Genomic DNA, 26308 nt, shown 5'->3' with positions numbered 1-26308 from the left:
AGAGGAGTGTTGAATGTCGTCCAATCTGGATCCGGCGATGCTCGACCGGAGTGAATATGGCAATCTGATCGGCAGCGACAAGGTGGAGGGCACGGCCGTCTATGGCGCTGACGATACCAGGATCGGCACGATCGAGCGGGTCATGATCGACAAGCTGAGCGGCCGCGTGTCCTATGCCGTGCTGGCCTTCGGCGGCTTTCTCGGGCTCGGCAATGAGCACTACCCGCTGCCGTGGCAGGCGCTGAAATACGACACCCGGCTCGAGGGCTATGTCACCGGCGTGACCGACGAGCAATTGCGGGGTGCGCCGAGCTATTCCGACGAGCGCGCGTGGGACTGGGGCGATCTTGCCACCGGGCGCAAGGTGGACGACTACTACGGAGTGCAGCCGTCCTGATCACGGCGACCGGCGCCGCATCGGCAGCGGATCACGCTGCCGGCGTCTGCACGCTGCTCTCGGCCGCCGCTCCCGCTGACATCATGCTGCGCCGGCTCGACAGCCAGATCGGGATCTCGCGATAGCACGTGCCTTTTTCGTTCATCTCTGCAATCGTCCACCGGCTCGGGTGGCGCTCCTTGCCGACGAACACCCAGTCGTCCGTTGCGGCCGGCGGCTCGTTCGGCCGCGTTCTCAGCCATGCCGAACGGGCACCCTTCGGCAAACGGTCCTGCTTCATCTGATAGAGATCATACACTGGCGAACGCATGACGCTACTCGTCCTTCAAGCAACCGCAATTCTCGACACTCGCAGCCTGTCGCGTGGTCACGGCGGAATTGTGGGGGCGGCGCGTCCAGGCTGTGCAAAAGCGCAGTCTCGCCTGCGTGGCCGGGCCGCTGCCAAATCCCTCGCGTGAGACGCGATGTCTGGAGGAAGGCGACGCGCGGGGCGTTTTAGATGACCCCGCGAGCCGGTAGGACGCCGATGGCGCCCGGCAATGAAGCCCATGCCCTAATGACGGGTGGGCTGATCCAATCAGAAGAAGGCGTAGCTGAGATCGAGGCCGTAGGTGGCGTGAAGGATGAAGCCGAACGCCGTGGCGGCGCAGAGCATCAGGACAGTCCGCAGCTTCTCGGAATCGATGCGGGTCTCTTCAAGATGGGTCGGGAGAGCCTTGGTGAGCGTTGTCATTTTGGACCTCTGTACGCGAAACGAAGACGGAGAGTGAGTGATGCAAAATTATCGTCGAGGTTGTTAGAGCCCGTTCCAGGGAAAGCCATTCTCGAGAGTCCCAGAAGAGTTCTAATTGTGAAAGATGATCCCACCATCGTGCAGAAAATGGGGCGAAGTTGAGGAAAGTAAATGATCAGTTAATTAAATCTCAGGTTGATATGAGTTGCGCCGAAGTATTGCTACACGTCTCGGCTGTTGTCTGAAGTTACGAGCTTGCCGCCCGGCAATGCCGCGTGTTCTTAAGCTTAACGTCTTGTGGGAAAGCCTTTGGCGCGACTCCGACCGGCACGTGCGTGCCGCTGTCGGGACTGGCGGAGGCGCTCCACCGGTCCGGTTGCAAAAGCAACTCGAAGTATAGCGGCGGGTCACCGCGGTGTCGGCCACGATGTGGCAAAGCGTTAATTCCTGTGGCGGGGTCGCCACGCGGTCGCCAGCATCGGTGGCATGACTGGTATCATGTGAATGACGCCGGCGGAAGTCCGTCGCCGAATTCTCATTGTGGATGTGGTTATCAAACAACAGCCGCACAATCATCGAGGTTGTATCCCGCGCGTGTCTCATCTCGAGCGCAGCTGGGGCCCCGGCACGGCAGGCCATGCCACGCATCGGACGATCGCGTGCATTCTCGCGGCCTGAGTGGCCCGAGGGATGCTTATCAGCCCTCGCCAGCAACGGGAGGGGCAGGGAATGCCGGGTGAAGGCCTCACCCATGGCCCGCCTGCAACAAGGAAAGCAGGCGGCAGTCACCACAGGCGCAGCCGGTTCGACCCGGCATCCCCTGCACGATGGTTTTAACGGCTGCTTCGCGTTCTCCCTGGTGCGCCGGGCTTTCTGGCCACCATCAGTCGGAGCCCTCGTCGAGCTCCAGACCTTGATATCAGCATCGGGATATCAGGACCGCGCGACTTGACCGTGCGCGTCGGATCGTTCGTCCGCATGACCAGCATGCTGCCATCCGCCGCGCCCATCGCATCCCGCACCCAGCGCTCGTGACGATCGCGATGCGCCCCTCTGCTGCGAGGCGGGACAGGAACAGAAAACACGAATTCCGAAAAAAAGAAACAGCGATATTTTTCCGCCGGCCACTGGACAGGCCAAATCACGTTGAGAGCGCTCGCGAAAATGCTTTTCAGGCGCAGGCCGGATTCGCAGGCGCGAGAGCTGGCAGGCGCCGCGGACGGTGGCGATGACGACGGTGAGTCGGCCGACGGGCAGCCGTTTGCGCGATGGCGGCGTCCATGGAGCGGCTCGCGTCCGGCACCAGCGTCCTTGCCGGGGCTGTCGCGGGCCACGTCTTGAACCTTCGCTCGGGATCGTGCGTTTCATCACGCGACAGGTGAGCTGCGCCTTCGCGGGGCCGCGAAGGCGAGTTAAACCTTGGCGCTTTCCCAGCCGTTCGGAATCACAGACATGAATTCACTCATCAAGGCCGCCGCCGTGCTCATGGGCGTCACCTGCTGCGGCAGCGCCGTGCGGGCCGAGCCGGTGCGCTGGAGCACCTACCGGATCCCGGAGACCGGCACGTCGATCGACATTCCCGTCTCGGTCTTCAGCGAAACGGCAGGCCGCCCCGACGGCTACGGCCAGCGCTTCCAGACCGGTGACGGGCGTGCCAACCTGACGGTGCAGTCGGCCCCCAATGACGCGCAGGACTCGCCGGCGCGGTTCCTGGCCAAGAAGAACCCGCCGCCGAACATCCAGTACAAGCGCATCACCTCGCGCTTCTTCGCGGTGTCGAGCTACAAGGGCGACTATGTCTGGTACAACCGCTGCAATTTCGCCGGCGGCTACGTGCATTGCGTGCTGATCAACTATCCCCGGGCCTGGGAGCGCGATTGGGATGGCCTCGTCACCCGAATCAGCCTGTCGCTGAACCGGAGCTGAGCAGGGCGCCGCGGCCTCTCGCGCGCCGACACGGCTCCGGAGCCGGACGGCCGCTGCTCGTCCCGTTTGATCCAGCTCAATGAGATCGTCGGGGCCCGTTGCATAAGCTCGGCTTTCGTCAAGCCGCCGCTTGCAAACGGGCTCATGCTTCATGGCTGCCGCGTCGTTCACCGTTCGGGTCGAGAGTGTCAGCGCGATCGCCACCATCAGGTGCCGCAGCGCGCAGGATGCGCTGCTCACGGCCAACACCTATCTGCGCCTGGGCGCCGCCTGTGTCAGCATCGAGACGCCGGGCGGCCAGAGCATCAGTCCGGACCGGCTCGATGCCCTGCTCAGCGAGCCCGGCGGGCGCAGCGCTCTGGAGAGGGCAGCGGTGGACACCGCCGGTGCCGATGCTGGGCGATCGCATCCGGCTTAGCGGCGTTCGACGGCCCCAGGGTTCGAGGCACGCCACCCGCATTGCTCGTCCAGAGCATCAGGATCTCGCCGCGACGGGGTGACGGAGGCCGTCTGCGCAGGACACCGCGGACCGGAGCGTCCGCTCAGGACGACGCCTCGACGCCGTCATCGTGCCGCGCCGGCGACAACGAGACATCGTTGATATAGGGGCCGTACAGAACGTCCTGGCGCCGTTGATAGATGATCGCGACGGCGGCGGCGGCAATGCAACAGATTGCGGTCAAAACAGCTAATTCAAACATGGCATAGCTCCATCACCCCGACGTGGCGGATGACGGCGCGGCCGTCAATCGGAAGCCGCCGTTAAGCTGAAGAGGAAAGCTTAATGCGCTGGCGGCCGTTGCCGTCGTCACCGGCTGAGCGGGCCGCGGCAGACACATGATCAGTCGGCGGCCGTCGGCTGATGGGTCTCGAGCTCGGGAAACATCGCCCGGCAGCTCAGGCAATAGGATTCGTAAATGAAGCTCAGCAATGCGGTCATCGGTCATCTCCAGCCGTCAGTTCAATGGCTGAGAAAATGCCGGTGCCGTGTTTCAGGACGTTTTCGTCGGGGCGAGGAAATGGTTTCGAGCGGCCCGCGGATCGCCTTCGCGGCAGGGGCGGAGCTCTCGCATGTGATGATCCGGGCCTGAGGTCGGCGCCTTCCGCACGGTCATGCCCGGGACGGGCCTGCTCGTCGCGATCGCCTCACGCCGGCGGATGCCAATCTGCCGCGCGTCAGGACGGGCGCGGCTCCATGCTCCGGAACACGAAATTGTTGCAATAGTCCTTGCGCTTCCAGAACCATTCGCCGTCGGCGCGCTGGTGAACCTCGGGATCGAACGCCGACAGCGGCAGCAGCCGGCCCCGGCTCAGGAACTCGCCCCGATAGCCGAGGCCCGTGAGCAATGAAAACGTCTGCATGACGCGGTCCAGCGACGCGAGGCGGCGATCGCACTCGACGACGATCAGCGGGCGGCAGCGGGAGAGGGTCCGCTCGGCGCCGCGCAGGACATCCAATTCCGCGCCTTCGACGTCGATCTTGATGGCCGAGACATGTCGGTTGTCAGGGAGATAGTCGTCCAGCGCGACGGTCTGCACCTCGATCGCCTGCGACGTCTCCGCGGGCTGCAGCAGGGACGCTCCGGGCTGATGGCCATCGGGAACGAACAGCGTCTTGCTGCCTGAGGATGAATAGGCGGCCCGCGGCTCGATCACCACGTTGTCGAGCGAGAACTGCCGGCAGAGCCGCGCCAGGCCGGCTGCGAGATCCGGCTGCGGCTCGAAGGCGACGAGGCGTCCCGGCGCCGACCAGCGCGCCAGCCAATAGAGAAAGCTGCCCTTGTTGGCGCCGACGTCGCAGACGATGTCGCCCGGCCTGATCTGCTGGCGCAGTTGCGACAGCTCGGTCCGATGGTCGCGCAGGCGCGACCGCAAAACTCTCACCAGAAACCGAGACGCTTCGTGCTTCGCCAAGCCTGCCCCCATGCCGGCAAACGACGGCGCAGGGTGTTGCGCGCCAGCTCGATCGCTCACGGACAATTTCAGACATGCATGAGGGGCAGGGCGGCAGCATGGCGTGATGATGGCGAGCGACGTCAGCTCCGCAGGCGCGCGCATGAGGATGGTTCTGAAAGACAGAAATTTCCGCTTGCGTCGTCGGGCAAATCAAGCGTCTTATGCCACCCTGGCTTCGATCGTCCGACCCGTTCTCGGCGACGGCGGAGCCTGCTTCCTCATCATTCATCTTCCTCATCATTCATCGGGTTCGACAGCGCGCGCGTCCGTCTGCGGCGGCGCGTCGTTGTCGGCGTTGCCGCGTCGGTCGAGAGCCGCGACGTGGCTGCGCGTCTGCGGCCGGCTCTCTTCGTCACCTTGAGGACTTCATGGAAAAGATCATCTACGACAACACCGTCTCGACCTTCGCCGATGACACGCAGATCGTCGTCGTCAATGCCGCCGGCACGTCGGCATCGACCGCCACCGCTATCTACCCGCCGAACAATTTCAGGCGCGTGATCTTCCTGGTCAACAGGATCGACGACAGCAACAATGCCGTCGCATTCACCGCGGTCGCCACGCCCGGACAGGAGGTCGAGATTCATCCGGTCGGCGGCAATATCGAGGTCTTCGCGACCCGGATCCCGACGTACAATCAGAACTTCCTCGACGGCTCATCGTCCTTCGTGACGGCCCAGGGCACCGCGCTGCGCGGTGTCCCCAACCCGGGCAGTCTGAATGCGTGGTCGCGACTGGGATGATGTGACGGCGAGGGCGGATCGTCCGCCGGGCGGGGGACGGGTGCCGCGATGAGGCACTCCGTCTCGAGACGACCGTTTGCTTGAAACCGGCAAGCGGTGGCGGGATGAGCTCTCGCCGTCTCCAACGCTGTCATGCTCCGCGAATGCGGGGCATCCAATCCTCCGCGGCAGACGATAGAGATCCGAAGCGTCACGGCGTAAGGGATCGTCCGTCGGAGCCGGTCATCCGGCCGGCCGGAGGCCGGACCGGGGGGCGGACGATGACAGCGTGGGTCAAGCTGACCGTATGACCACGACAAGGACGTTGGGGGCGGCCGTCTAGTCGATGCCCGGCTGCGGATGACCTGCGGCCGGGCAGTTTCGTCCGTGCCTCTCCCGCCGTTCGTGGTCGTCTGCGAGAGTGTTCGCGGCTCGAGGTCCGGCGTCGTCACGCCCGCGGTCCATCGATGGCTTCGCGCGTGTGGGCGCGTCAGCGCCGGGCGGCGGTCTCGGGCAGCGCCGACATCACCGGATTGGGCAGGCGCCGCGGGCCGGGTGTCGGCGGGCCCGGCGGAATCGTGGTCGGGATGATGTCCTCGAACGTCAGCGCCCGTGGCGCGGGCTCGCAGCCGGTGGTCAGTCCGGCGGTGGAGCCGCGAGTGCAGGTGACTGCGGTCTGGGGCGGACCGACGAACCACGCAAGACCGATCAGGATCGCCAATGCGGCAGCCAATAAGCCCGTGCGCGCCATGTTGAATGAAATTCTCAAAGCCAATCGAAATTGAACGGCAAACGTCTATGCACCATAAGGTGCGCTACGATAGCACCGGTCCGCGCCCTCGCGCAAGAGAGGTGCCTGTAAGCGCGGACAATCGCCGGGGGACGACGTGACCGGCATCGTCGGCGTCGTGCCGAGCCTCGAAGCCATCGGCGGGTGGCGGCGGTCCCATCCTGAAGGACCAGATCAGTGTCGCGACCGGAGACACGATTGCGGCGGCCCGGATCTTGGCGACGTGCACGATCGTGAGGATCCTGGCCCGACGGTGCGCCCCGAGAGCAGGGGCTATTCTGCCTGAGCTGACCGATCGCCGGTTCGCCGAGTCATGAAGACGCCTTGCACACATCGCCTCCGCATGGTGCTCTCGCGAGATGGCCTACTTTCGCGATTTCTCTCCCTATCAATACGGACATTGCGACGCGGTGCCTGGCGCGCAGAACGTCGGTTGGTTGGCCCTCGGCCACGCGTTTGAAACCGGACAAGCCCTGGAGGGCGATCTCGATCTGCTTTGGGCGCACTGCAAGCTGGCGATTTGCGCAACGCGGGGCCTGCACTCCTGCGAGTTTTGCTCGGACCTCAGTTCGGCGGGATTCCGCGTGACGCGGAATGGCGAGACCCTGAAGCTCGGCTACTCGGAGATCAGAGTGATCGGCCCTTCAGGGCAATCCTATGCCGCGCCAAGCATGATCTATCACTACATCAGCCAGCATCGCTACAAGCCGCCCGATGTCTTTCTAGCGGCATTGCGGACCGGACCGCGCCCTCCGTCGGACGCATATTTCGAGGCGTTGAGAACGCGTGGGTTGGAGTGGGCATCAACAATCTGCTGAAGGAGAGAGTAGAGGCGTCTGATGGCCATGCGCTGGTGCGGTTGTCGTCCCGCCCTCGGCCGCGATGATCGCGCCGGCCTGCGAAGCCTGTGAGTGCGTCCGGGGACGCTCGCCTCGATGCGCCGGTTCTCGAAGCTCCTGGTCTTGAACAAATATGGCCCACCAGAACGGACATTCCAAACGGTAGGGCGCTCGGAGGGATTCATCCGGGATCGGGACCTTAGTTCCTGAACGCCTTTGGTTGTGCTATCGTTTTGCATGTCCGAAACAGCACCTCCCCCTCATTCTCTGACAAGGCGGTATTCGAGGATAGGTTTAATCCTAGCTGGATGCTCGTTCGTTGTTGCTCTTGTTTTCGGTGCGCTCAACTACCTGAAACCATCAAGCTCTGTCCAAAACGTCTCGGTTCAGAATAATCAGGGTATCGCTGGAAACAATAATTCGGGATCAATCTACAATGGTCCCGTCTTTCAACTGCCCGAGAACCCTGTAAAGCCATCTCCGCCCGATACGCAGCAAGGTGGGACGCTGTTTCCAGGACGAAGTGAAGACCCGCCGAACACATGTCCAGCTCCTGAGACTACGACCGCCTGGAGGATATTTGCAGGCGGTACAGCTCAGATCGCCGACCCGATGGAGGTCACGGTGCTGGAGGTCGGGCAATGTCCAGTCGTTACTATCAAGAAGGAGGATGATCGTATTTCGGTCGGGGCCGAGCTCTACGATTCGATGGGACGTCTGATCGCCACTATCAAGAATAACGAGTTTCAAGCGCTATCCGGGCGCGCTCAAATCAGCCGCGACAATGATCTTTCGAAGCTGATTATCAAGAACGGTGACGGTGATGAAATTTTGTTTGTTCATTTTATCAACAGAACGAGCGTAAAGGTGCGCGGGGTGTTCGGCTGCCCTGGTCATCCATTGGTGCGTGTGGCGGATGGTCGGCCGCTACCGAATTTTTCTATGTCAGGATGCGTAAACCTTACGAAGGGAGCCAAAATCCGCGCTCTCTTTAAAGTCGGTTTTGTAGATCAATCGGGTAAAGCTCAATCCTGATTGCTTGTCGTCCTCAAGCGTGGCTAGCGGCCGGTCGGAGCGCCGTCTTTGTGTAGAGTGCGGCCTGCAACAGTGTCTTCCAGCCGAAAACGGCCTTGAGCTGGTGTGGCCTCGCCCCGTTCTCGGCCGCGATGGTCGCGCCGGCCTGGATGCAACGAGTCTCGGAGCTACCTTGGTCGTGAAAAAGGCAGTTACCGCGACAGTGCATAAAACTCGGCGACAGAGGCACCGCCAAATTTTATGCACTGTCACCGTAATTCGCATCGCAGCCGCCGCGAACGACGCCGCGGCGCTCAAGGACGAACTGAAGGACTTCAAGCGGAAGATATCGGAGGCCGGCCGCACGACCTACGCCGCACGAGTCGGCGCGCATGACGACCTTGTGCTGTCGGTTGCAATCGCGCTTTGGATGGCGACGAATTCGAACACGGTCACCCACGAAGAATTTCGGGTGTGACGACCATGTGGCGGGCCGCCAAGCCTCAAGCTCGAAGTTCGGTTCGCCTTGTAGTCAACCGAGGGAATTGCAAGATCTGCTTGAACTCGAATGCTCGCTCGTCCCAAAGTCCGATCTCCCAATTTACAATGGTCGTAGCGTTGGGGTTCACGCTGGCACTCTGAGCTTTGCCATCCGCTAAATTTACATCCCAATTGTTGCGCGCTCCCTTTACGCGCAACAATGTGGTTCCCGAAACCTGAACGAGCGAGCCAAATCCTTCGTTTGATTTGGGCGCTCCACCCCTGGTAACGAGCGGCCAAACTGGCCTTGCTTCGGCTCCCGGGAAAACAAACACGGCTCGACCCAGGAAAGACGATGAGTCATGAATACATGGGACCGGAGAGTCCTTGTCGCTCGGTTCTGTAAAGGAAAGCGGGGCAGTCTGATCGTTCGCGTGAGTCAGCATGCCCCAATGCTGTTTATCTTCCACCAGATACATGAAAAAATCGCCTGGTCTAATAGACGAGAAATCTTGGATACGTCCCGGTACGATCACCTGCATGCTAACCTCCAGGAAATTCAACTAACGAGTGCGTGAGATTACCTTAGTCGAGTACATCACTACTGAAACCAAAGCGCTTGTGAGATAAATGATGCCCGCGAGTACTTGATCGACGACCGTGCGACTGTTGATCAGCAGGGTGAAGCAAAGAACCAGCGCTACGACGCTCACCACAATGGTGAATATATCGCCCGATCTTGCTGCAAAGACGAACGGAGCCACGGCCGTCAAAACCGCGCAAACAGCAATTACCAGGACTAGAGCAACGGAAGCACCGACCGCGAGTGAAGGTGCAATCTTTTTCCCGATAGCCTCGATGTCGGGAGCCGGAATGTCTCCGTTCATCACGAGATACGCGCAGAGGCTCGCGAGCGCGACCAGCACGGCAATCGAAGCGAATTTGACTGCGAAACGGATGTATTCCATGCGGTGATGCTACCGCAGGTTTTGATCTTGTTGAAAGCGCTAGGCCGCGTTGGCTGTGGAGAAATGTCGCGATGTCGCGCCGAGGAGCCGGGAGTGCAGGGGAGTTGTTGGAATTACATGGGAATTTTGCGCAGCATGCGCAACACGAAGTCGATTGATAAATGTGATCTAAGTTATTGACTTTATTGGCGATCCCAGCAGGACTCGAACCTGCAACCCGCGGAGTAGAAATCCGCTACTCTATCCAGTTGAGCTATGGGACCGTCGTCACGGCGTGAGCGTCAGGCGATGACGTCACGGGATGAATGCCGCGGGGCCGTGAAGCCCGTCCGGTCGCGGCATCCATAGCAGGGTTCATAGGAAAAATCTTCGGTTTCGCCAAGAGCGGCCGAACCGGATCCGGGCCAGACGCGACCAAGCGGAGGCGGGAGGAGGGCGCATGCCCCCGGGTCCTGCGCCAGCGGTGGCGGATGAACGGCCGCCGCGGGCCGTGCCGATATGCTGCAGGCTGTGAATTGCCGTTGATGACCCCATTTTTCCGGCCGTGCCCGTTCGCCGATGGCCGCCCCCGCGGTGGGCCGCTATGCTGGCCGCTGCAACCATTGCCATCAGTCCGTCACCATTTCGCGTCCATTCTCGCCACGAATCGGCCAAACACGGATCGCCATCCGCCCGCGCCGACGAGCCGGCTGACGACACGTCCAAGGAAACGTCCAAGGAGCTGCCCATGACCGGTCTGGTTCGCGCCGTCGCCCTCTGCGCCACCCTGGTGCTTGGCCTCGCCTCCGCCAGTGCTGCCCTTGCCGCCGATAAGGCGTTCAAGCGCGACGATCTGGCGGACGCCGCCATCAAGCTGGAGGCCCAGATCAAGAGCGAGGCGGGGGCGGTCAACAAGCCGCTCGCGACGCTCCGCACCGACGCCGACGCGGCGCTGCGCCGCAACGATCTGCGCACCGGGCTGCAGGTCCTCGGGCAGATCGCGACCGCGGCGCCCGACGACTCCGGCAACTGGCTGCGGCTGGCGCGCACCGTGCTGACCCAGATCTGGCCGGCCAATGCGTCGGAGCGGACCTTCCTGCTGGAGCGGGCCTCGACGGCGGCCTACATCGCCTATCAGCGCGCCGGCAATGCCGGCGAGGAGGCCGACGCGCTCGCCGTGCTCGGCAAGGCCATGGCCGAGCGCAAGCTGTGGCGGCCGGCGCTGGATACGCTGCGCATGTCGCTCGATTTGCGCGAGGTCGCCGATGTCCGGGGACAGTATGAGCGGATGCGCGACGAGCACGGCTTCAAGCTGCTCGACTACACCGTCGATTCGGACTCGGCGAGCCCGCGCGCCTGCTTCCAGTTCTCCGAGGATCTCGCCAAGCGCACCGACTTCTCGCCGTTCGTGGCGCAGGCCAGCAACGACAAGCCGGCGCTGACGTCGGAGGACAAGCAGCTCTGCGTCGAAGGCCTCAAGCATGGCGAGCGCTACAACATCAATCTGCGCGCCGGCCTGCCGTCGGGCGTCAAGGAGAGCCTGCCGAAATCGGCCGAGTTCAACATCTATGTCCGCGACCGCAAGCCGTTCGTGCGCTTCACCGGCAAGGCCTATGTGCTGCCGCGCACCGGCCAGAAGGGCATCCCGCTGGTCAGCGTCAACACGCCGGCGGTCACCATCAACGTGTTCCGGATCGGCGACCGCAATCTGATCAACACCGTGGTCGAGAGTGACTTCCAGCGGCCGCTGTCGAGCTACCAGCTCGGCGATCTCGGCGACCAGCGCGGCATGAAGGTGTGGAGCGGCGAGCTCACGACCGCGATGACCCTGAACCAGGACGTCACCACCGCCTTCCCGGTCGACCAGGCCATCAGCGAGATGCAGCCCGGCGTCTATGTCATGACGGCCGCGCCGAAGGGGCCGACCAGCGGCGGCAATGACGAGGACAGCGGCCAGCTCGCCACGCAATGGTTCATCGTCTCCGATCTCGGCGTCGCCGCCTTCTCCGGCAATGACGGCATTCACGTGTTCGTCAATTCGCTGGCCTCGACCGACCCGGTGGCCCGCGCCGAGGTGCGGCTGGTGGCGCGCAACAACGAGATCCTGGCGACCCGCAAGACCGACGAGGCCGGCCATGCGCTGTTCGAGACCGGGCTGGCGCGCGGCGAGGGCGGGCTGTCGCCGGCCATGCTGACGGTGTCGGGCGAGAAGACCGACTATGCCTTCCTGAGCCTGAAGACGACCGCCTTCGATCTCTCCGACCGTGGCGTCGCCGGCCGCGAGGCGCCGGCCGGGCCGGACGCCTTCGTCTATTCCGAGCGCGGCGTCTACCGCTCCAGCGAGACCGTCTACCTCACCGCGCTGCTGCGCGACGGCAAGGGCAACGCCATGACCGGCACGCCGCTGACGCTCGTCGTCGAGCGTCCCGATGGCGTCGAGTTCCGCCGCGCCGTGCTGCCGGACCAGGGCGGCGGCGGGCGCTCGTTCAGCGTGCCGCTGAACTCGGCGGTGCCGAGCGGGACCTATCGCGTGCGCGCCTTTACCGACCCCAAGGGCAATGCGGTCGGCGAGACCACCTTCATGGTCGAGGATTACGTTCCCGAGCGGCTGGAATTCGACTTGTCGTCCAAGGACAAGCAGATCAAGGCTGAGACTCCTGTGGAGGTGAAGGTCGACGGCCATTTCCTGTATGGCGCGCCGGCCTCCGGGCTGCAGCTCGAAGGCGACCTGCTGGTCACCACCGCCTCGGAGCGGCCGGGCTTCTCCGGCTATCAGTTCGGCGTCGCCGACGAGGAGAGCGCCTCCAACGAGCGCACCCCGATCGAGGGGCTTCCCGAGACCGACGACAAGGGCGCGGCGACGTTTCCGGTCAGTCTGCCGAAGCCGCCGTCCTCGAGCCGGCCACAGGAGGCGCAGATCTATGTGCGCATGGCCGAGACCGGCGGCCGCGCCGTCGAGCGCAAGCTGGTGCTCCCGGTGGCGCCGAAGGCGGCGCAGATCGGCATCAAGCCGTCATTTGCGGGCAAGAGCGTCGGCGAGGGCGACAAGGCCGAGTTCGATGTCGTGTTCGTCTCGCCGGAGGGCAAGACGCTGGCGCGCAATGGGCTGCGCTACGAGCTCCTCAAGATCGAGTCGCGCTACCAATGGTATCGGCAGAATTCCTATTGGGCCTATGAGCCGGTGAAGTCGACGAAACGCGTCGGTGACGGCGACGTCGCCATCGCCGCCGGCAAGCCGACGCGGCTGAGCTTCCAGCCGGAGGCTGGGCGCTACCGGCTCGACGTCAAGTCGGCGGATGCCGATGGTCCGGTCACGTCGTTGCAGTTCGACGTCGGCTGGTACACCGAGGGTAGCGCCGATACGCCGGATCTGCTGGAGACCTCGCTCGACAAGCCGCAATATCAGTCGGGCGACACGATGGTGGTGACGGTCAATGCGCGTACCGCCGGGAAGCTGACGGTGAACGTGCTCGGCGACCGGCTGCTGACGACGCAGACGACTGAGGTCAAGGAGGGCACCAGCCAGGTCAGGCTTCCGGTCGGCAAGGACTGGGGCACCGGCGCCTATGTCGTGACGACCTTGCGCCGTCCGCTCGATGCGGCCGCGCAGCGCATGCCGGGCCGCGCGCTTGGGCTGGCCTGGTTCGGCATCGACAAATCAGTGCGCACGCTCAATGTCGCGCTGACCCCGCCGGCGCTGGTGCGTCCGGGCTCGGCGTTGAAGATCCCGGTCAAGGTCGGCGGCCTCAATCCCGGCGAGGACGCCAAGATCGTGATCGCCGCGGTCGATGTCGGCATCCTCAACCTCACCAACTACAAGCCGCCGGCGCCGGACGACTATTATCTCGGCCAGCGCCAGCTCTCGGCTGAGATCCGCGATCTCTATGGGCAATTAATCGACGGCATGCAGGGCTCGCGCGGCCAGATCCGCTCCGGCGGTGACGGTAGCGGCGCTGAGCTGCAGGGCTCGCCGCCGACGCAGAAGCCGCTGGCGCTGTATTCCGGCATCGTCACCGTCGGGCCAGACGGCACGGCGGAGGTCTCATTCGACATTCCGGAGTTCGCCGGCACCGCCCGGGTGATGGCGGTGGCGTGGAGCGCGACCAAGCTCGGCCGCGCCACGATCGACGTCACCGTGCGCGATCCCGTGGTGCTGACGGCGACCCTGCCGCGCTTCCTGCTGAGTGGTGATCGCGGCACGCTGTCGTTCGATGTCGACAACGTCGAGGGCGCGCCCGGCGACTATGTCGTAGCCGTCAAGGCGAGCGGCCCGGTCAAGGTGTCCGGCAATGCCAATGTGACCATGAAGCTCGCGGCCAAGCAGCGGGCGTCGTCGACGCTGCCGCTGGACGCGTCAGGCACCGGCACGGCGCAGCTCGATGTCGACATCAAGGGCCCGAACGGGCTCAGCCTGAACAGGCACTATCAGCTCGACGTCAAGCCGGCGACGCAGGTGCTGGCGCGGCGCTCGATCCGCACGCTCGCCAAGGGCGAGAGCCTGACGCTGACGTCGGACATGTTCTCCGATCTCGTCGCGGGCACCGGCACGGTGTCGCTGTCGGCGGGGCTGTCGACGGCGCTCGATGCGGCGACCATCCTGAAGGCGCTCGACCGCTATCCCTATGGCTGCTCGGAGCAGATCACCAGCCGCGCGATGCCGCTGCTCTACGTCAACGAGCTCGCGGCGGGCGCGCATCTCGCGATGGACACCGAGGTCGACCAGCGCATCCGCGACTCGATCGACCGGCTGCTGGCGCGGCAGGGATCCAATGGCTCGTTCGGCCTGTGGTCGGCCGGCGGCGACGATCCCTGGCTCGACGCCTATGTCACGGATTTCCTGACCCGCGCCCGCGAGAAGGGCTTTGCGGTGCCGGACGTGCTGTTCAAGAGCGCCCTCGACCGCGTCAGGAACTCTGTGGTCAATGCTCCCGAGCCGGAGAAGACGGGAGGCCGCGATCTCGCTTATGGCCTCTACGTGCTGGCGCGCAATGGCGCGGCGCCGATCGGCGACCTGCGCTATCTCGCCGACACCAAGCTCGGCAATCTCGCAACTCCGATCGCCAAGGCGCAGCTCGCAGCGGCCCTGGCGCTGGTCGGCGACCGCGCCCGCGCCGAGCGGGTCTATGCGGCAGCCGCCGACAGCCTCGCGCCAAAGCCGGTGCTGGTGTTCGGCCGCACCGACTACGGCTCCGACCTGCGCGACGCTGCCGCGCTGGTGTCATTGGCCGGCGAGGGCAATGCGCCGCGTGCGACCTTGACGCAGGCCGTGGCCCGCGTCGAAGCCGCCCGTGGGCTGACGCCGTACACCTCGACGCAGGAGAATGCGTGGATGGTGCTGGCGGCGCGCGCGCTGGCCAAGGAGACGCTGACGATCGACGTCAACGGCCAGGCGGTGAAGACCGCGTTGTACCGCAGCTACAAGGCGGCCGAGCTCTCAGGCCAGCCGCTGAAGATCACCAACACCGGCGAAGCGCCGGTGCAGGCGGTCGTCTCGGTCTCCGGCTCGCCGCTGACGCCGGAGCCGGCGGCCTCGAACGGCTTCAAGATCGAGCGCAGCTACTACACGCTGGACGGCAAGCCGGTCGACATCAAGACGGCGAAGCAGAACGACCGCTTCGCCGTCGTGCTGAAGGTCACCGAGGCGAAGCCGGAGTACGGCCACATCATGGTGTCGGACTATCTGCCGGCGGGCCTGGAGATCGACAATCCGCATCTGGTGTCGTCGGGCGACAGCGGCACGCTGGACTGGATCGAGGACGGCCAGGAACCTGTGAACACCGAGTTCCGCGACGACCGCTTCACCGCCGCGCTCGACCGCGCCGCGGATTCCAAGGCGGTGTTCACCGTCGCCTATGTCGTGCGCGCCGTGTCGCCCGGCAAATACGTGCTGCCGCAGGCCTATGTCGAGGACATGTACAATCCCTCGCGCTACGGCCGCACCGGCACTGGTTCGGTGGAGGTCCGCGCGGCGAAATGAGCGAGCGGGAGACGAGCGGTGATGGACGGATGACGGAGCTACGTTCTCCGTTGTCATGGCCGGGCTTGACCCGCCTGCGCGGCCGAAGCCGCTTCGGCGCGGCGAAGGCCCGGGCATCCACGCTCGCTCCGCACGCTCCGAACGACGTGGATGGCCGGGACCAGCCCGGCCATGACGGGAGGAGAGGGCGGGGCGCCAAACGGCTGCTGGCTTTTGCGCTGACGTTGGTCGCGGTGGTCGCACTCGCACTTGTCGCCTACACGATCTCCCTCGGCCCGCTGCCGCTGCGCGAAGCCAAGGCGGTCTCCACCACGGTGGTCGATCGCAACGGCAAGCTCTTGCGCGCCTATGCGATGGCGGACGGGCGGTGGCGGCTGCCGGTCAGCGCGAAGAAGGATATCGATCCGACCTATCTGAAGCTGCTGCTGGCCTATGAGGACCAGCGCTTCTTCGAGCATTACGGCGTCGATCCGCGGGCGCTGGCGCGGGCCGCGATCCAGCTCGGCTCGCACGGCCACATCATCTCCGGCGGTTCGACCATCACGATGCAGCTGGCGCGGCTGCTCGAGCCGCGGCGGCAGCGCTCGCTGCACGCCAAGCTCAGGCAGATCGTGCGCGCGCTCGAGCTCGAGCGGAAGCTGAGCAAGGACGAGATCCTCGATCTCTATCTCACGCTCGCCCCCTTTGGCGGCAATCTCGAAGGCATCCGCTCCGCCTCGATCGGCTATTTCGGCAAGGAGCCGAAGCGGCTGTCGCTTGCCGAGGCCGCGCTGCTGGTGGCGCTGCCGCAGTCGCCGGAGACGCGCCGGCTCGACCGGCATCCGGAGGCGGCGCGCCGCGGCCGTGACCGTGTGCTCGACCGCATGGTGGCGGAGAACGTCATCTCGGCCGAGGACGCTGCGCAGGCCAAGGCGCAAGCCGTGCCGGCGCTGCGCAAGCCGATGCCGGTCCTGGCGCCGCATGCAGCCGATCAGGCGACCGCTGTCGTGAAGGACCAGCCGATCATTCGGCTGACGCTGGATGCCTCGCTGCAGAAGGTGCTGGAGCCGCTGGCGCGCGACCGCGCCATGGCGTTGGGACCGAACGTCTCGATCGGCCTCATCGTCGTCGACAATGACAGCGGTGACGTGCTCGCCCATGTCGGCTCGGCGGATTATTTCGACGAGAAACGGGCAGGGCAGGTCGACATGACCCGCGCGGTGCGCTCGCCCGGCTCCACCTTGAAGCCGTTCATCTATGGCCTCGCCTTCGAGGATGGATTCGTCCATCCGGAAAGCCTGATCGAGGACCGCCCCGTTCGCTTCGGCTCCTACGCGCCGGAGAATTTCGACATGACGTTCCAGGGCACGGTGCCGGTGCGCAAGGCGCTGCAGCTGTCGCTGAACGTGCCGGCCATCGTGCTGCTCGACCGGGTCGGCGCCAGCCGGCTGTCGTCGCGGCTGAAGCAGGCCGGCGGCAATCTGGTGCTGCCGAAAGACGAGGCGCCCGGTCTTGCGATGGGCCTCGGCGGCGTCGGCGTGACGCTGCAGGATCTTGCCCAGCTCTATGCCGGATTCCCGCGCCTCGGCACCACGAAGCCGCTGCGCGAGATCATGATGGACAGTGACGACGCGCGCGAGCCGCTGCGGCTGATGGATGCCGCGGCCGCCTGGCAGGTCGGCAACGTGCTGCTCGGCACGCCGCCGCCGGAGAACGCAGCGCGTAACCGAATCGCCTTCAAGACCGGTACCAGCTACGGCTATCGCGACGCCTGGTCGGTCGGCTTCGATGGCCGCGTCACCATCGGCGTCTGGGTCGGCCGCCCCGATGGCGCGCCGGTGCCCGGCCTGATCGGGCGCGTCGCGGCCGCGCCCATCCTGTTCGACGCCTTCGCACGCAGCGGCAAGCTGCCGGCGGCGCTGCCCAAGCCGCCCAAGGGGGCGCTGGTCGCCAGCAATTCAAAGTTGCCGCTGCCGCTGCGCCGGTTCCGCCCGATCGGCGAGCTGGTGCGCAGCGGCGCGGAGCAGGCGCCGCACATCCAGTTCCCGCTCAACGGATCGCACATCGACGTCGACCGCTCCGCGGGGACAGAGGCGGCGGTCATGCCCGTGAAGGTCTCCGGCGGCGTGCTGCCGCTGACGATGCTGGTCAACGGCCTGCCGGTCGGCGAGATCGACAGCCGGCGCCAGCGCCTGATCGATCCGCCCGGGCCGGGCTTTGCCCGCCTCACCGTGATCGACGCCACGGGCGCTGCGGACACAGTTGTGGTCAGAATCCAGTGACCGTTCGCTAAGCGGTTGTCGGCATGGCGGTTTCAGCGTATTCGGAACCCCATGGTCGAGACCTATGCCCGCCCCCGTTTTGGAGAGCCGCGCGAGCCGAAGAACCTGGTGAATCCGGGCAGTCGGCTGGTGCGGATGATCGATGCCGTCACCGTGAGCCATGCCAGGGCCGTCGCGTTCCTGCTCGTCTGCGGCCTGCTGCTGTTTCTTCCCGGCTTCTTCACGATTCCGGCCATCGACCGCGACGAGGCGCGCTTCGCGCAGGCCACCAAGCAGATGGTCGAGAGCGGCGATTACGTCGACATCCGCTTCCAGGATGACGTGCGCTACAAGAAGCCGGCCGGCATCTACTGGTTGCAATCGGCCGCCGTCGAGACCGCGTCCGCGCTCGGACTGCCGCGCGCGCAGCTGCGCATCTGGGTCTATCGGATTCCCTCCCTGATCGGCGCCATCGGCGCCGTGCTGCTGACCTACTGGACCGCGCTTGCCTTCGTCACGCGGCGCGGTGCGGTGTTCGCGGCGTTGCTGATGTGCTGCTCGGTGCTGCTCGGCGCCGAAGCCCGGCTCGCCAAGACCGACGCGATGCTGCTGTTCACCGTGGTGGCCGCCATGGGCGCGCTCGCGCGCGTCTATCTGTCGTGGCAGCGCGGCGAGGATCCGGAACATCCGCCCTGGGGGCCGCCGGCGATCTTCTGGACGGCGCTGGCCGTCAGCATCCTGGTCAAGGGCCCGCTGATTCTGATGCCGGTCGGACTCGCGATCATCGCGCTCGCGATCATGGACCGTGGCGCGAACTGGCTGTGGCGTCTGCGTCCGCTGTGGGGCCTGATGTGGATGCTGGTCCTGGTGCTGCCCTGGTTCGTGCTGATCTTCCTGCGCGCCGGCGATGCCTTCTTTGCGGATTCGGTCGGAGGCGACATGCTCGCCAAGATCTCGGCCCAGGAATCCCACGGTGCGCCGCCGGGCCTCTATCTGCTGTTGTTCTTCATCACGTTCTGGCCCGGCGCGCCGCTGGCGGTGATGGCCGCGCCGGCGGTGTGGCGCGCACGCCGCGAGCCCGGCGCGCAGTTCCTGCTGGCCTGGCTGGTGCCGTCCTGGATCGTGTTCGAGGCCGCGCTGACCAAGCTGCCGCACTATGTGCTGCCGCTGTATCCCGCGATCGCGATTCTCACGGTCGGCGCGCTGGAGCGGCGGGTGCTGTCGCGCTCCTGGCTGCGCCGCGGTGCAGCCTGGTGGTTCGCGATCCCCGCCATCACGTCGGTGATCGCGGTGATCGGCGCCATCATCGTGACGCATCAGCCGGCCTTTCTCGCCTGGCCGTTCGTCGCGGCGTCGCTGATCTTCGGCCTGTTCGCATGGTGGCTGTACGACGATAGCCGCGCCGAGCGCTCGCTGCTGAATGCCAGCGTGGCGGCGATGTTCCTCGCCTTCGCCGTCTATGGCGCGGTGCTGCCGTCATTGACGCCGCTGTTCCCCAGCGCCGAGATTGCGCGCGCGCTGCGCAACGTCGTCTGCGTCGGGCCGAAGGCGGCGGCCGCAGGCTTCCACGAGCCGAGTCTCGTGTTCATGGCAGGCACGTCGACGCAGCTGACGGACGGCTCCGGGGCCGCGGATTTCCTCAGCCAGGGCACCTGCCGCTTCGCCCTGGTGGAGCAGCGCACCGAGCGGGCGTTCGTGCAGCGGGCCGAGGCCATCGGTCTGCGCTACAACGTCGCCAGGCGCATCGACGGCTACAACATCTCGCAAGGGCGCCCGGTCTCGATCGCGATCTATCGTTCGGAAGGGACCGAGTAGATGTCCGCGCCCGGCACGTCGTCGTCCTCGGCAGGCTACTTCTCCCAGCTCGCGCTGGTCGGGAAGTTCTCGATCGGACGGCTGGTGCGGCGGCCGCAGGCGGCGCCTGATGCCGCGAGCCGGCAGCAGCTGTGGCGCCAGCTCCTGGTGCTCGTCGGCATCGGTCTCGCCACGGTCCTGGTGCTGATGATCGCGTTCGACGCCACCGAGATCGGACTGATGCCTGCGCGGGGCACCCCGAGCTTGTGGCCATGGCGCATCGTCACCGAGTTCGGCCAGGATGAGTATGTGCTCGGTCTGCTGGCCGCCGGCGTCGTGGTGACGATCCTGATCGTGCCGCTCTGGCCTGAAGCCGCCCGCAGCCGCCTGCTGAACTTCGCCACGCACGTTCAGTTTCTCTTCTTCGCGCTGCTCAGCTCCGTGCTGGTTGCCCAAGTGCTGAAATACATCATTGGCCGCGGCCGCCCCTTCGTCGGCGGCAAGGCGAACGCGTTCAATTTCGACCCGTTCAACGGCACGCCGGCCTATTTCAGCATGCCCTCGGCCCATGCGGTGACGGCGTTCGCTCTGGCCTTCGCCGTGGCGGCGATCTGGCCTCGGCTGCGCATTCCGATGTTCATTTACGCCGTCATCATCGCCCTCAGCCGGCTGGTTCTGCTGGCCCACCATCCCAGCGATGTGGTGGCCGGCGCGGTGGTCGGCCTCGCCTGCGCCATGCTCGTCCGCTACTGGTTCGCAGCACGCCGGCTCGGCTTCCGCCTGGGTAAGGACGGCCGAATCGTACCGCGCTAGGGGGGTTGATAGGCGGCCCCAAGCCCCATAATAAGCCTCCACCGCAGTGCCCGGGGCAGGAACCGGTCCGATCACCCCATCACGAGTCTGATTTTGTCGAGCGAAACCCCCGTTGCCGTTTCCATCGTCGTTCCCGTGCGCAACGAGGCCGGCAACATCACGCCCCTGATCACCGAGATCGCAGCCGCGCTCGATGGTCTGTGGCCGTACGAGATCATCTACGTCAATGACGGCTCGACCGACGAGACCGCTCAGCGGCTCGCCGAGGAGATGGCGCGGCGTCCGAACCTGCGCGTCATGCGTCATGAGAAATCGTCGGGGCAATCCGCGGCGGTCAGGAGCGGTATTCGCGCGGCCCGGGGCGGGATCGTCGCCACGCTCGACGGCGACGGGCAGAACAATCCTGCCTTTCTTCCCGAGCTCGTCGCGGCGCTGGAAAAGGGCGGGGCCGGTGTCGGGCTCGTGGCCGGACAGCGGGTTGGGCGCAAGGACACCGGCTTCAAGAAGCTGCAGTCCCGGCTCGCCAACAAGATCCGCAACGCGGTGCTGAAAGACGGCACGCGCGACACCGGCTGCGGCCTCAAGGCGGTTCGCCGCGACGTGTTCCTGATGATGCCGTATTTCGATGGCCTGCACCGCTTCCTGCCGGCCCTGGTGCGTCGCGAGGGGTACGACATCGCCTATATCGACGTGATCGACCGTCCCCGGCATTCGGGCGTGTCGAACTACGGATTCTTCGACCGGCTCTGGATCGGGATCATGGATCTCGCCGGCGTGTGGTGGCTGATCCGCCGCAAGAAGCCGACACCGGTCGCGATCGAGGTGACGAGATGCTGATTCAGTTCGGACAGGCGTTCAGCAATTATTTCTACGACATCTTCATCGCCAAGTTCGATTTCTGGCTCGTGTTCGGCCTCGCCGCGCAGCTCGCCTTCGCGGCCCGCTTTCTCGTGCAGTGGATTGCGAGCGAGCGCGCCGGAAAAAGCGTCGTGCCGCTCGCGTTCTGGTTCTTCTCGATTGGCGGCGGGTTGATGACGCTGATCTATGGCCTCGTCAAGCGCGAGCCGGTCATCATCTTCGGGCAGCTGCTGTCGAACGTCATCTACGTCCGCAACGTGATGCTGATCTTCAAGAACCGCCAGCGCGAATCGCAGACGCTCAGCAACTGAGTGGGGGCGGCGGTCAGCTTCATGACCTTGAGCGCTGTCGACGGGCGCGAACGACCAACAAGCCACACCCACCGTCATTCCGGGGCAAGGCCGCAGGCCTTGAACTCGGAATCTCGACATTGGTAACCGGTAAGCGCCGCTGGATTGACAGGACGAATCCCGCTCAGCGCGGCAGCGGCTGGGCTGAGGACGCGGGCAGGGCGACAGGCGATACGCTGTCTGCCACCTCACTCCGACGGGTCGCAACTTCTCCCGCCGCATCCAGCACCGGGTAGGCGACCGAGCAGATGTGCGAGTGGATTCGCCGGAGGTCGCGCAGCACGTCGAGATGCAGCGACGTCGTCTCCAGCGTCTCGGAGCGGCCTTCGCGCAGGCGTTCGAGATGCCGCTCGGTGGCGCCGAGCTCGGCATTGCGGAGTTCGGCCTTCTGGTCCAGCAGAAGGTGCGCCTGCTGGGCATTGCCCGACATGAAGATGCCGAACGCGATGCGCAGCGACTCCATGATCTGGCGGTGGAACGCCTGCAGCTCGTCGGCGCCCTCGGTCGAGAACTGGAACCTGCGCTTGATCTTCTTGGTCGCGAGCTCGCTCAGATTCTTGTCGATGATGTCGCCGATGTGCTCGAGGTTGATCGCGAAGGAGATGATCTCCATCGCCCGCTTGCCCTCGCGCTCGTCCAGGCTGCCGCGGGTCAGCTTGGTGATGTACAGCTTGATCGCCTCATCCAGCCGGTCGACGACGTTGTCCGCACGCGAGACCTGATCGACCAGTCCGCGATCATTGGTCATCATCGCCGTCATCACGTTGCGCAGCATGGTCTCGACCAGATCGCCCATGCGCAGCGCTTCGCGCGCCGCGTCGGCGAGCGCCAGCGACGGGGTTTCGAGCGCGGTCTCGTCGAGATAGCGCGGCTTGGCCGGATCGATCTCGGCTGGGCGGTCCGGGAACAGTCTGACAAGCAGTCTCTCCAAGCCGCCGAGCAGGCCGATGAACACCACCGCCGTGCCGAGATTGAAGGCCATGTGGAACTGCGCCGTCAGCTTCGACAGATCCGGTTGCCAGAGCTGGAGCTGCGCCGCGAGCGGATGCAGCAACGGGGCGACCAGCGCGACGCCGATGATTCGGTTCAGGAGGTTGCCGACGGGCAGGCGATAGCTCGCCGGATTGTCGCGCCGCGCGCCCTCGAACACCGGGTTGACGGCGCTGCCGAGATTGGCCCCGAGCACCAGCGCCATGGCCGCATCGGCCGTGATGAAATGCGCATAGGCCAGCGACATCACCAGCAGCACGCTGGCGACGCTGGAATGCACGATCCAGGTGACGACGGCGCCAAAGATGATGCAGAGCGTGACATCGGCGGTGATGGCCTGCATGAACACGCGCATCGCCGGCGCCTCCTCGGCGGGCGCGAGCGTGTCGATCAGGATGTGCAGCGCCAGCAGCATCAGGCCGAGGCCGATCGACACCCGCCCGAGGTCCTTGATGCGTGACCGCGGCCCGCTGCGAAACGCCACCAGTCCCAGCACGAACAGGATCGGCGCGACGGCTGCGACGTTGAACGACAGCACCTGGACGATCAGCGTGGTGCCGATATTGGCGCCGAGCATGATCGCCATCGCCGGGATCAGGCCGACCAGGCCTTCCGCGGCAAAGGAGGTGGTGATGAGCGCCGTCGCCGTGCTGCTCTGGAGCAGCGCGGTCAGACCGAGCCCGGCCGCGAGCGCGCTGAAACGGTTCCGCAGCGCCCGCGACAGTAGCAGTCTGAGATCCGGGCCGAAGGCACGCAGGATGCCGCTGTGGACCATGTGAAGGCCCCACAGCAGCAGCGCCACGCCACCCATCAGATCGAGCAGAACCATGATTCCCGTTCGTTCCCGCTTGCTTTCAGACCAAGGCTACGCCCAATCGGCTGGGGATCAACGCCAATTTGGCGGCCCCGGTTGCCCGATCAAGCGGCGCTCCGCCCCTGCGGGCGGCGTGGTCAAGCGGCGTTGAACGCGGCGAAGCCGCGATCGAGATCGGCCTTGAGATCCTCGGTATTCTCGAGGCCGATGTGCAGCCGCAGCGTCGGACCGCCGGGTGCCCATGTGGTCGCGGTGCGGTAGCTCGCGCAGTCGAACGGGATCGCCAGGCTCTCGAAGCCGCCCCAGGAATAGCCCATGCCGAACAGCGTGAGCGTGTCGAGCATGGCGTCGACGGCGGCCTGCGGCTTTGGTTGCAGCACGATGCTGAACAGGCCGGAGGCGCCGGTGAAGTCACGCTTCCAGATCGCGTGGCCCGGATGGCTTTCCAGCGCCGGATGCAGCACCTCGATCACCTCGGGACGCGCGGCGAGCCAGTGTGCCATCTCCAGGCCCGACCGGTGATGCTGCGCCAGGCGCACGCCAAGCGTCCGCACGCCGCGCAAGGCCAGGAACACGTCGTCCGGTCCGGCGCAGACGCCGAGCAGGCGGATGCCCTCGGAGATCAGCGGCCACGCCTTCGCATTGGCCGAAATGGTCCCGAACATGATGTCGGAATGGCCGCCGATATATTTGGTGGCCGCCTGCATGCTGATGTCGACGCCCTGGTCGAGCGAGCGGTGATAGAGCGGCGTCGCCCAGGTGTTGTCGTCGATGACCAGCGCGCCATGCGCATGCGCGACCGCAGCGATCGCCGGAATGTCCGGCATTTCGAAGGACTGCGAGCCCGGAGCCTCGACAACCACGGCGCGTGTATTCGGTTTGAGCAGTTGCTCAATTCCTGTGCCGATCAAAGGGTCAAAATACGTCGTCTCGACGCCGTAGCGCGCCAGCATACCGTTGCAGAAATTGCGGGTGGGACGATAGATGCTGTCGCAGACCAGCACATGGTCGCCGGCCTTGAGCACCGACAGCAGGGTGGTCGAGATGGCCCCGAGGCCCGACGGCGCAATGCCGACGCCTGCACATTGCGGGCCTTCAAGCGCCATCAGCGCCTGCTGCAGGGCCTTCGTGGTCGGCGTGCCGTGGCGGCCGTACTGGAATTCGCCGCGATGCGCATGCAGGTCGTCGGCCGTGGGATACAGAACGGTCGAGCCATGAAAGACCGGGGGATTCACGAATCCGTGCTGCGCCCGCGTGTCCCGTCCCGCTGTGATCAGCCGCGTCTCGGCCTTTTGTCGCACCGCCGCAGCGGGGTCGTTCGATGATGCCATTCGTGTGTCTTTTCTCTTTAAAGCCAGCCCGGACAGCGCAAATCGGGCAGGACTGCGGTCGTTAATAACAGAATGCAGAACAGGGCCGTCAACCCCTTGACCCGGACCGCCAGTCGTTCTGTGATGCTGGCGCAATTCGATCGCTGCACGTTGAGGGGCTTGCCGCGATTTCCGCTTCATCTCGCATGCACGGGTCAGCTGTGCATGGCGTGCGCCATATTGTTGGTATGGCGTTTGCAGAAGCGGATCCTGGTCGGGCCCCCCTACGCGCTGAGATTTCATCGCTCCCCAAGGACGACCCGCGAAAGGCTGTATTTATGAAACGCGTCACTCTGGCTCTCACTCTTGCTCTCGCCCCAGTGCTGGCGAGCGTCGGCGCTCACGCCGAAACGCTCAAGACCGTCAAGGATCGCGGCATGCTGGCCTGCGGCGTCAGCCAGGGCCTGCCCGGTTTCTCGAACCCGGACGACAAGGGCAACTGGACCGGGCTCGACGTCGACGTCTGCCGCGCCGTCGCCGCCGCGATCTTCAACGATCCGACCAAGGTCAAGTACGTCCCGCTGTCCGCCAAGGATCGTTTTACTGCACTGCAGTCGGGCGAGGTCGACGTGCTGTCGCGCAACACGACCTGGACTCTGTCGCGTGATACCTCGCTGGGCGCCAATTTCGCCGGCATCACCTATTATGACGGCCAGGGCTTCATGGTGAAGAAGGCCCTGAAGGTCAACTCCGCGCTCGAGCTGAACAGCGCCTCGGTCTGTGTGCAGACCGGCACCACGACCGAGCAGAACCTCGCCGACTACTTCAAGGCGAACAAGATGAAGTACGAGGTGATCGCGTTCGCCGGCGCCGACGAGACCGTCAAGGCCTATGAGTCAGGCCGTTGCGACGTGTTCACGACCGACGTCTCGGGCCTCTATGCCGAGCGCCTGAAGCTCGCCAATCCGGCCGATCACGTCGTGCTGCCCGAGGTCATCTCGAAGGAGCCGCTGGGCCCGATGGTGCGTCATGGCGACGACCAGTGGTTCGACATCGTGAAGTGGACGTTGTTCGGGCTGGTCACGGCCGAGGAAATGGGCGTCACCCAGGCGAACGTCGACGAGATGGCCAAGTCCGACAAGCCCGACTTCAAGCGCGCCTTCGGCACCGACGGCAATCTCGGCGAGCAGCTCGGTCTGACCAAGGACTGGTTCTCGCGGATCGTCAAGGCGGTCGGCAATTACGGCGAGATGTACGAGCGTAACGTCGGTGCCGGCTCCAAGCTCCAGATCGCACGTGGTCTGAACCAGCTCTGGAACAAGGGTGGTCTGCAGTACGCACCGCCGATCCGCTGATCA

23 protein-coding genes and 1 tRNA gene are annotated in these 26308 nt (G+C 65.1%); 14 read left to right on the top strand and 10 right to left on the bottom strand.

The window, feature by feature from the left end:
* Positions 1-13 precede the first annotated feature (13 nt).
* On the top strand, positions 14-397 hold the full coding sequence (locus QQL87_RS02625; protein WP_284415945.1) for a PRC-barrel domain-containing protein: 384 nt from the start codon (positions 14-16) through the stop codon (positions 395-397).
* Between the two features lie 31 nt (positions 398-428).
* On the opposite strand, the gene QQL87_RS02620 is transcribed toward QQL87_RS02625, so the two are convergent.
* Positions 429-707: a hypothetical protein gene (locus QQL87_RS02620; RefSeq protein ID WP_284415946.1), complete on the bottom strand. Its 279-nt coding sequence runs from the start codon at positions 705-707 to the stop codon at positions 429-431.
* Positions 708-974: 267 nt separating this feature from the next.
* The gene (locus tag QQL87_RS02615; RefSeq protein ID WP_008964615.1) at positions 975-1130 is read right to left on the bottom strand and encodes a hypothetical protein; all 156 of its coding nucleotides are present in this window, start codon (positions 1128-1130) and stop codon (positions 975-977) included.
* A 1452-nt stretch (positions 1131-2582) separates the two neighbouring features.
* On the opposite strand from QQL87_RS02615, the gene QQL87_RS02610 reads away from it, so the two are divergent.
* Both QQL87_RS02610 and QQL87_RS02605 read left to right on the top strand, forming a co-directional pair.
* Entirely contained in the window at positions 2583-3056 is a 474-nt protein-coding gene (locus QQL87_RS02610) for a hypothetical protein (protein ID WP_284415947.1), read from the top strand.
* A gap of 151 nt (positions 3057-3207) precedes the next feature.
* Positions 3208-3474 (top strand): hypothetical protein, encoded by a 267-nt coding sequence (locus tag QQL87_RS02605; protein ID WP_284415948.1) that lies wholly within the window; start codon positions 3208-3210, stop codon positions 3472-3474.
* A gap of 124 nt (positions 3475-3598) precedes the next feature.
* Here the strand turns inward: QQL87_RS02605 and QQL87_RS02600 are convergent, their stop codons facing one another.
* Together QQL87_RS02600 and QQL87_RS02595 are read right to left on the bottom strand one after the other, a co-directional pair.
* A complete protein-coding gene (locus QQL87_RS02600) occupies positions 3599-3739 on the bottom strand; it encodes a hypothetical protein (protein ID WP_284424101.1) in 141 nt (46 codons plus the stop codon).
* A gap of 493 nt (positions 3740-4232) precedes the next feature.
* Positions 4233-4970, bottom strand: coding sequence for an FkbM family methyltransferase (locus tag QQL87_RS02595; RefSeq protein WP_284415950.1), 738 nt, complete (start codon positions 4968-4970; stop codon positions 4233-4235).
* Between the two features lie 410 nt (positions 4971-5380).
* Between QQL87_RS02595 and QQL87_RS02590 the strand changes: the two genes are divergently transcribed.
* Positions 5381-5755, top strand: a complete 375-nt coding sequence (locus QQL87_RS02590; protein ID WP_284415951.1) for a hypothetical protein — start codon at positions 5381-5383, stop codon at positions 5753-5755.
* 469 nt (positions 5756-6224) lie between these two features.
* On the opposite strand, the gene QQL87_RS02585 is transcribed toward QQL87_RS02590, so the two are convergent.
* Positions 6225-6467 carry a hypothetical protein gene (locus tag QQL87_RS02585; RefSeq protein WP_284415952.1) on the bottom strand — a complete coding sequence of 81 codons (243 nt, stop codon included), beginning with the start codon at positions 6465-6467 and terminating at the stop codon, positions 6225-6227.
* A gap of 416 nt (positions 6468-6883) precedes the next feature.
* Between QQL87_RS02585 and QQL87_RS02580 the strand changes: the two genes are divergently transcribed.
* The 3 genes from QQL87_RS02580 (at position 6884) to QQL87_RS02570 (ending at position 8855) form a co-directional block, all read left to right on the top strand.
* Positions 6884-7342, top strand: a complete 459-nt coding sequence (locus QQL87_RS02580; RefSeq protein ID WP_284415953.1) for a DUF7919 family protein — start codon at positions 6884-6886, stop codon at positions 7340-7342.
* A 258-nt stretch (positions 7343-7600) separates the two neighbouring features.
* Positions 7601-8398, top strand: coding sequence for a hypothetical protein (locus QQL87_RS02575; protein WP_284415954.1), 798 nt, complete (start codon positions 7601-7603; stop codon positions 8396-8398).
* Positions 8399-8570: 172 nt separating this feature from the next.
* Positions 8571-8855 carry a hypothetical protein gene (locus QQL87_RS02570; protein ID WP_284415955.1) on the top strand — a complete coding sequence of 95 codons (285 nt, stop codon included), beginning with the start codon at positions 8571-8573 and terminating at the stop codon, positions 8853-8855.
* Positions 8856-8880: 25 nt separating this feature from the next.
* On the opposite strand, the gene QQL87_RS02565 is transcribed toward QQL87_RS02570, so the two are convergent.
* From QQL87_RS02565 to QQL87_RS02555, 3 genes are all read right to left on the bottom strand, one after another.
* A complete protein-coding gene (locus QQL87_RS02565) occupies positions 8881-9399 on the bottom strand; it encodes a hypothetical protein (RefSeq protein ID WP_284415956.1) in 519 nt (172 codons plus the stop codon).
* Between the two features lie 21 nt (positions 9400-9420).
* Positions 9421-9825: a hypothetical protein gene (locus QQL87_RS02560; RefSeq protein WP_284415957.1), complete on the bottom strand. Its 405-nt coding sequence runs from the start codon at positions 9823-9825 to the stop codon at positions 9421-9423.
* A 186-nt stretch (positions 9826-10011) separates the two neighbouring features.
* A tRNA-Arg gene (locus tag QQL87_RS02555) sits at positions 10012-10088 on the bottom strand.
* Between the two features lie 464 nt (positions 10089-10552).
* On the opposite strand from QQL87_RS02555, the gene QQL87_RS02550 reads away from it, so the two are divergent.
* The 6 genes from QQL87_RS02550 (at position 10553) to QQL87_RS02525 (ending at position 21797) form a co-directional block, all read left to right on the top strand.
* Positions 10553-15781 carry an alpha-2-macroglobulin family protein gene (locus QQL87_RS02550; protein WP_284415958.1) on the top strand — a complete coding sequence of 1743 codons (5229 nt, stop codon included), beginning with the start codon at positions 10553-10555 and terminating at the stop codon, positions 15779-15781.
* A gap of 146 nt (positions 15782-15927) precedes the next feature.
* Positions 15928-18042 (top strand): penicillin-binding protein 1C, encoded by a 2115-nt coding sequence (gene pbpC / locus QQL87_RS02545; protein WP_284416430.1) that lies wholly within the window; start codon positions 15928-15930, stop codon positions 18040-18042.
* A 51-nt stretch (positions 18043-18093) separates the two neighbouring features.
* Positions 18094-19836, top strand: coding sequence for an ArnT family glycosyltransferase (locus QQL87_RS02540; protein ID WP_284415959.1), 1743 nt, complete (start codon positions 18094-18096; stop codon positions 19834-19836).
* Entirely contained in the window at positions 19837-20628 is a 792-nt protein-coding gene (locus tag QQL87_RS02535; RefSeq protein WP_284415960.1) for a phosphatase PAP2 family protein, read from the top strand.
* A 93-nt stretch (positions 20629-20721) separates the two neighbouring features.
* Positions 20722-21465 (top strand): glycosyltransferase family 2 protein, encoded by a 744-nt coding sequence (locus QQL87_RS02530; protein WP_284415961.1) that lies wholly within the window; start codon positions 20722-20724, stop codon positions 21463-21465.
* Positions 21459-21797 carry a lipid-A-disaccharide synthase N-terminal domain-containing protein gene (locus QQL87_RS02525; RefSeq protein ID WP_284415962.1) on the top strand — a complete coding sequence of 113 codons (339 nt, stop codon included), beginning with the start codon at positions 21459-21461 and terminating at the stop codon, positions 21795-21797. Before QQL87_RS02530 ends, QQL87_RS02525 begins: the two co-directional genes overlap by 7 nt.
* A 163-nt stretch (positions 21798-21960) precedes the next feature.
* Here the strand turns inward: QQL87_RS02525 and QQL87_RS02520 are convergent, their stop codons facing one another.
* Positions 21961-23655 carry a Na/Pi cotransporter family protein gene (locus QQL87_RS02520; protein WP_284415963.1) on the bottom strand — a complete coding sequence of 565 codons (1695 nt, stop codon included), beginning with the start codon at positions 23653-23655 and terminating at the stop codon, positions 21961-21963.
* Positions 23656-23777: 122 nt separating this feature from the next.
* Positions 23778-24971: a cystathionine beta-lyase gene (metC, locus tag QQL87_RS02515; RefSeq protein ID WP_284416431.1), complete on the bottom strand. Its 1194-nt coding sequence runs from the start codon at positions 24969-24971 to the stop codon at positions 23778-23780.
* Between the two features lie 317 nt (positions 24972-25288).
* Here metC and QQL87_RS02510 point away from each other — a divergent pair, with 317 nt between their 5' ends.
* Positions 25289-26305, top strand: coding sequence for an amino acid ABC transporter substrate-binding protein (locus QQL87_RS02510; protein WP_284415964.1), 1017 nt, complete (start codon positions 25289-25291; stop codon positions 26303-26305).
* Positions 26306-26308 lie beyond the last annotated feature (3 nt).

This window comes from Bradyrhizobium sp. SSBR45G (assembly GCF_030159255.1).
GTDB lineage: Bacteria > Pseudomonadota > Alphaproteobacteria > Rhizobiales > Xanthobacteraceae > Bradyrhizobium.
This window is presented reverse-complemented; position numbering and strand designations above follow the sequence as displayed.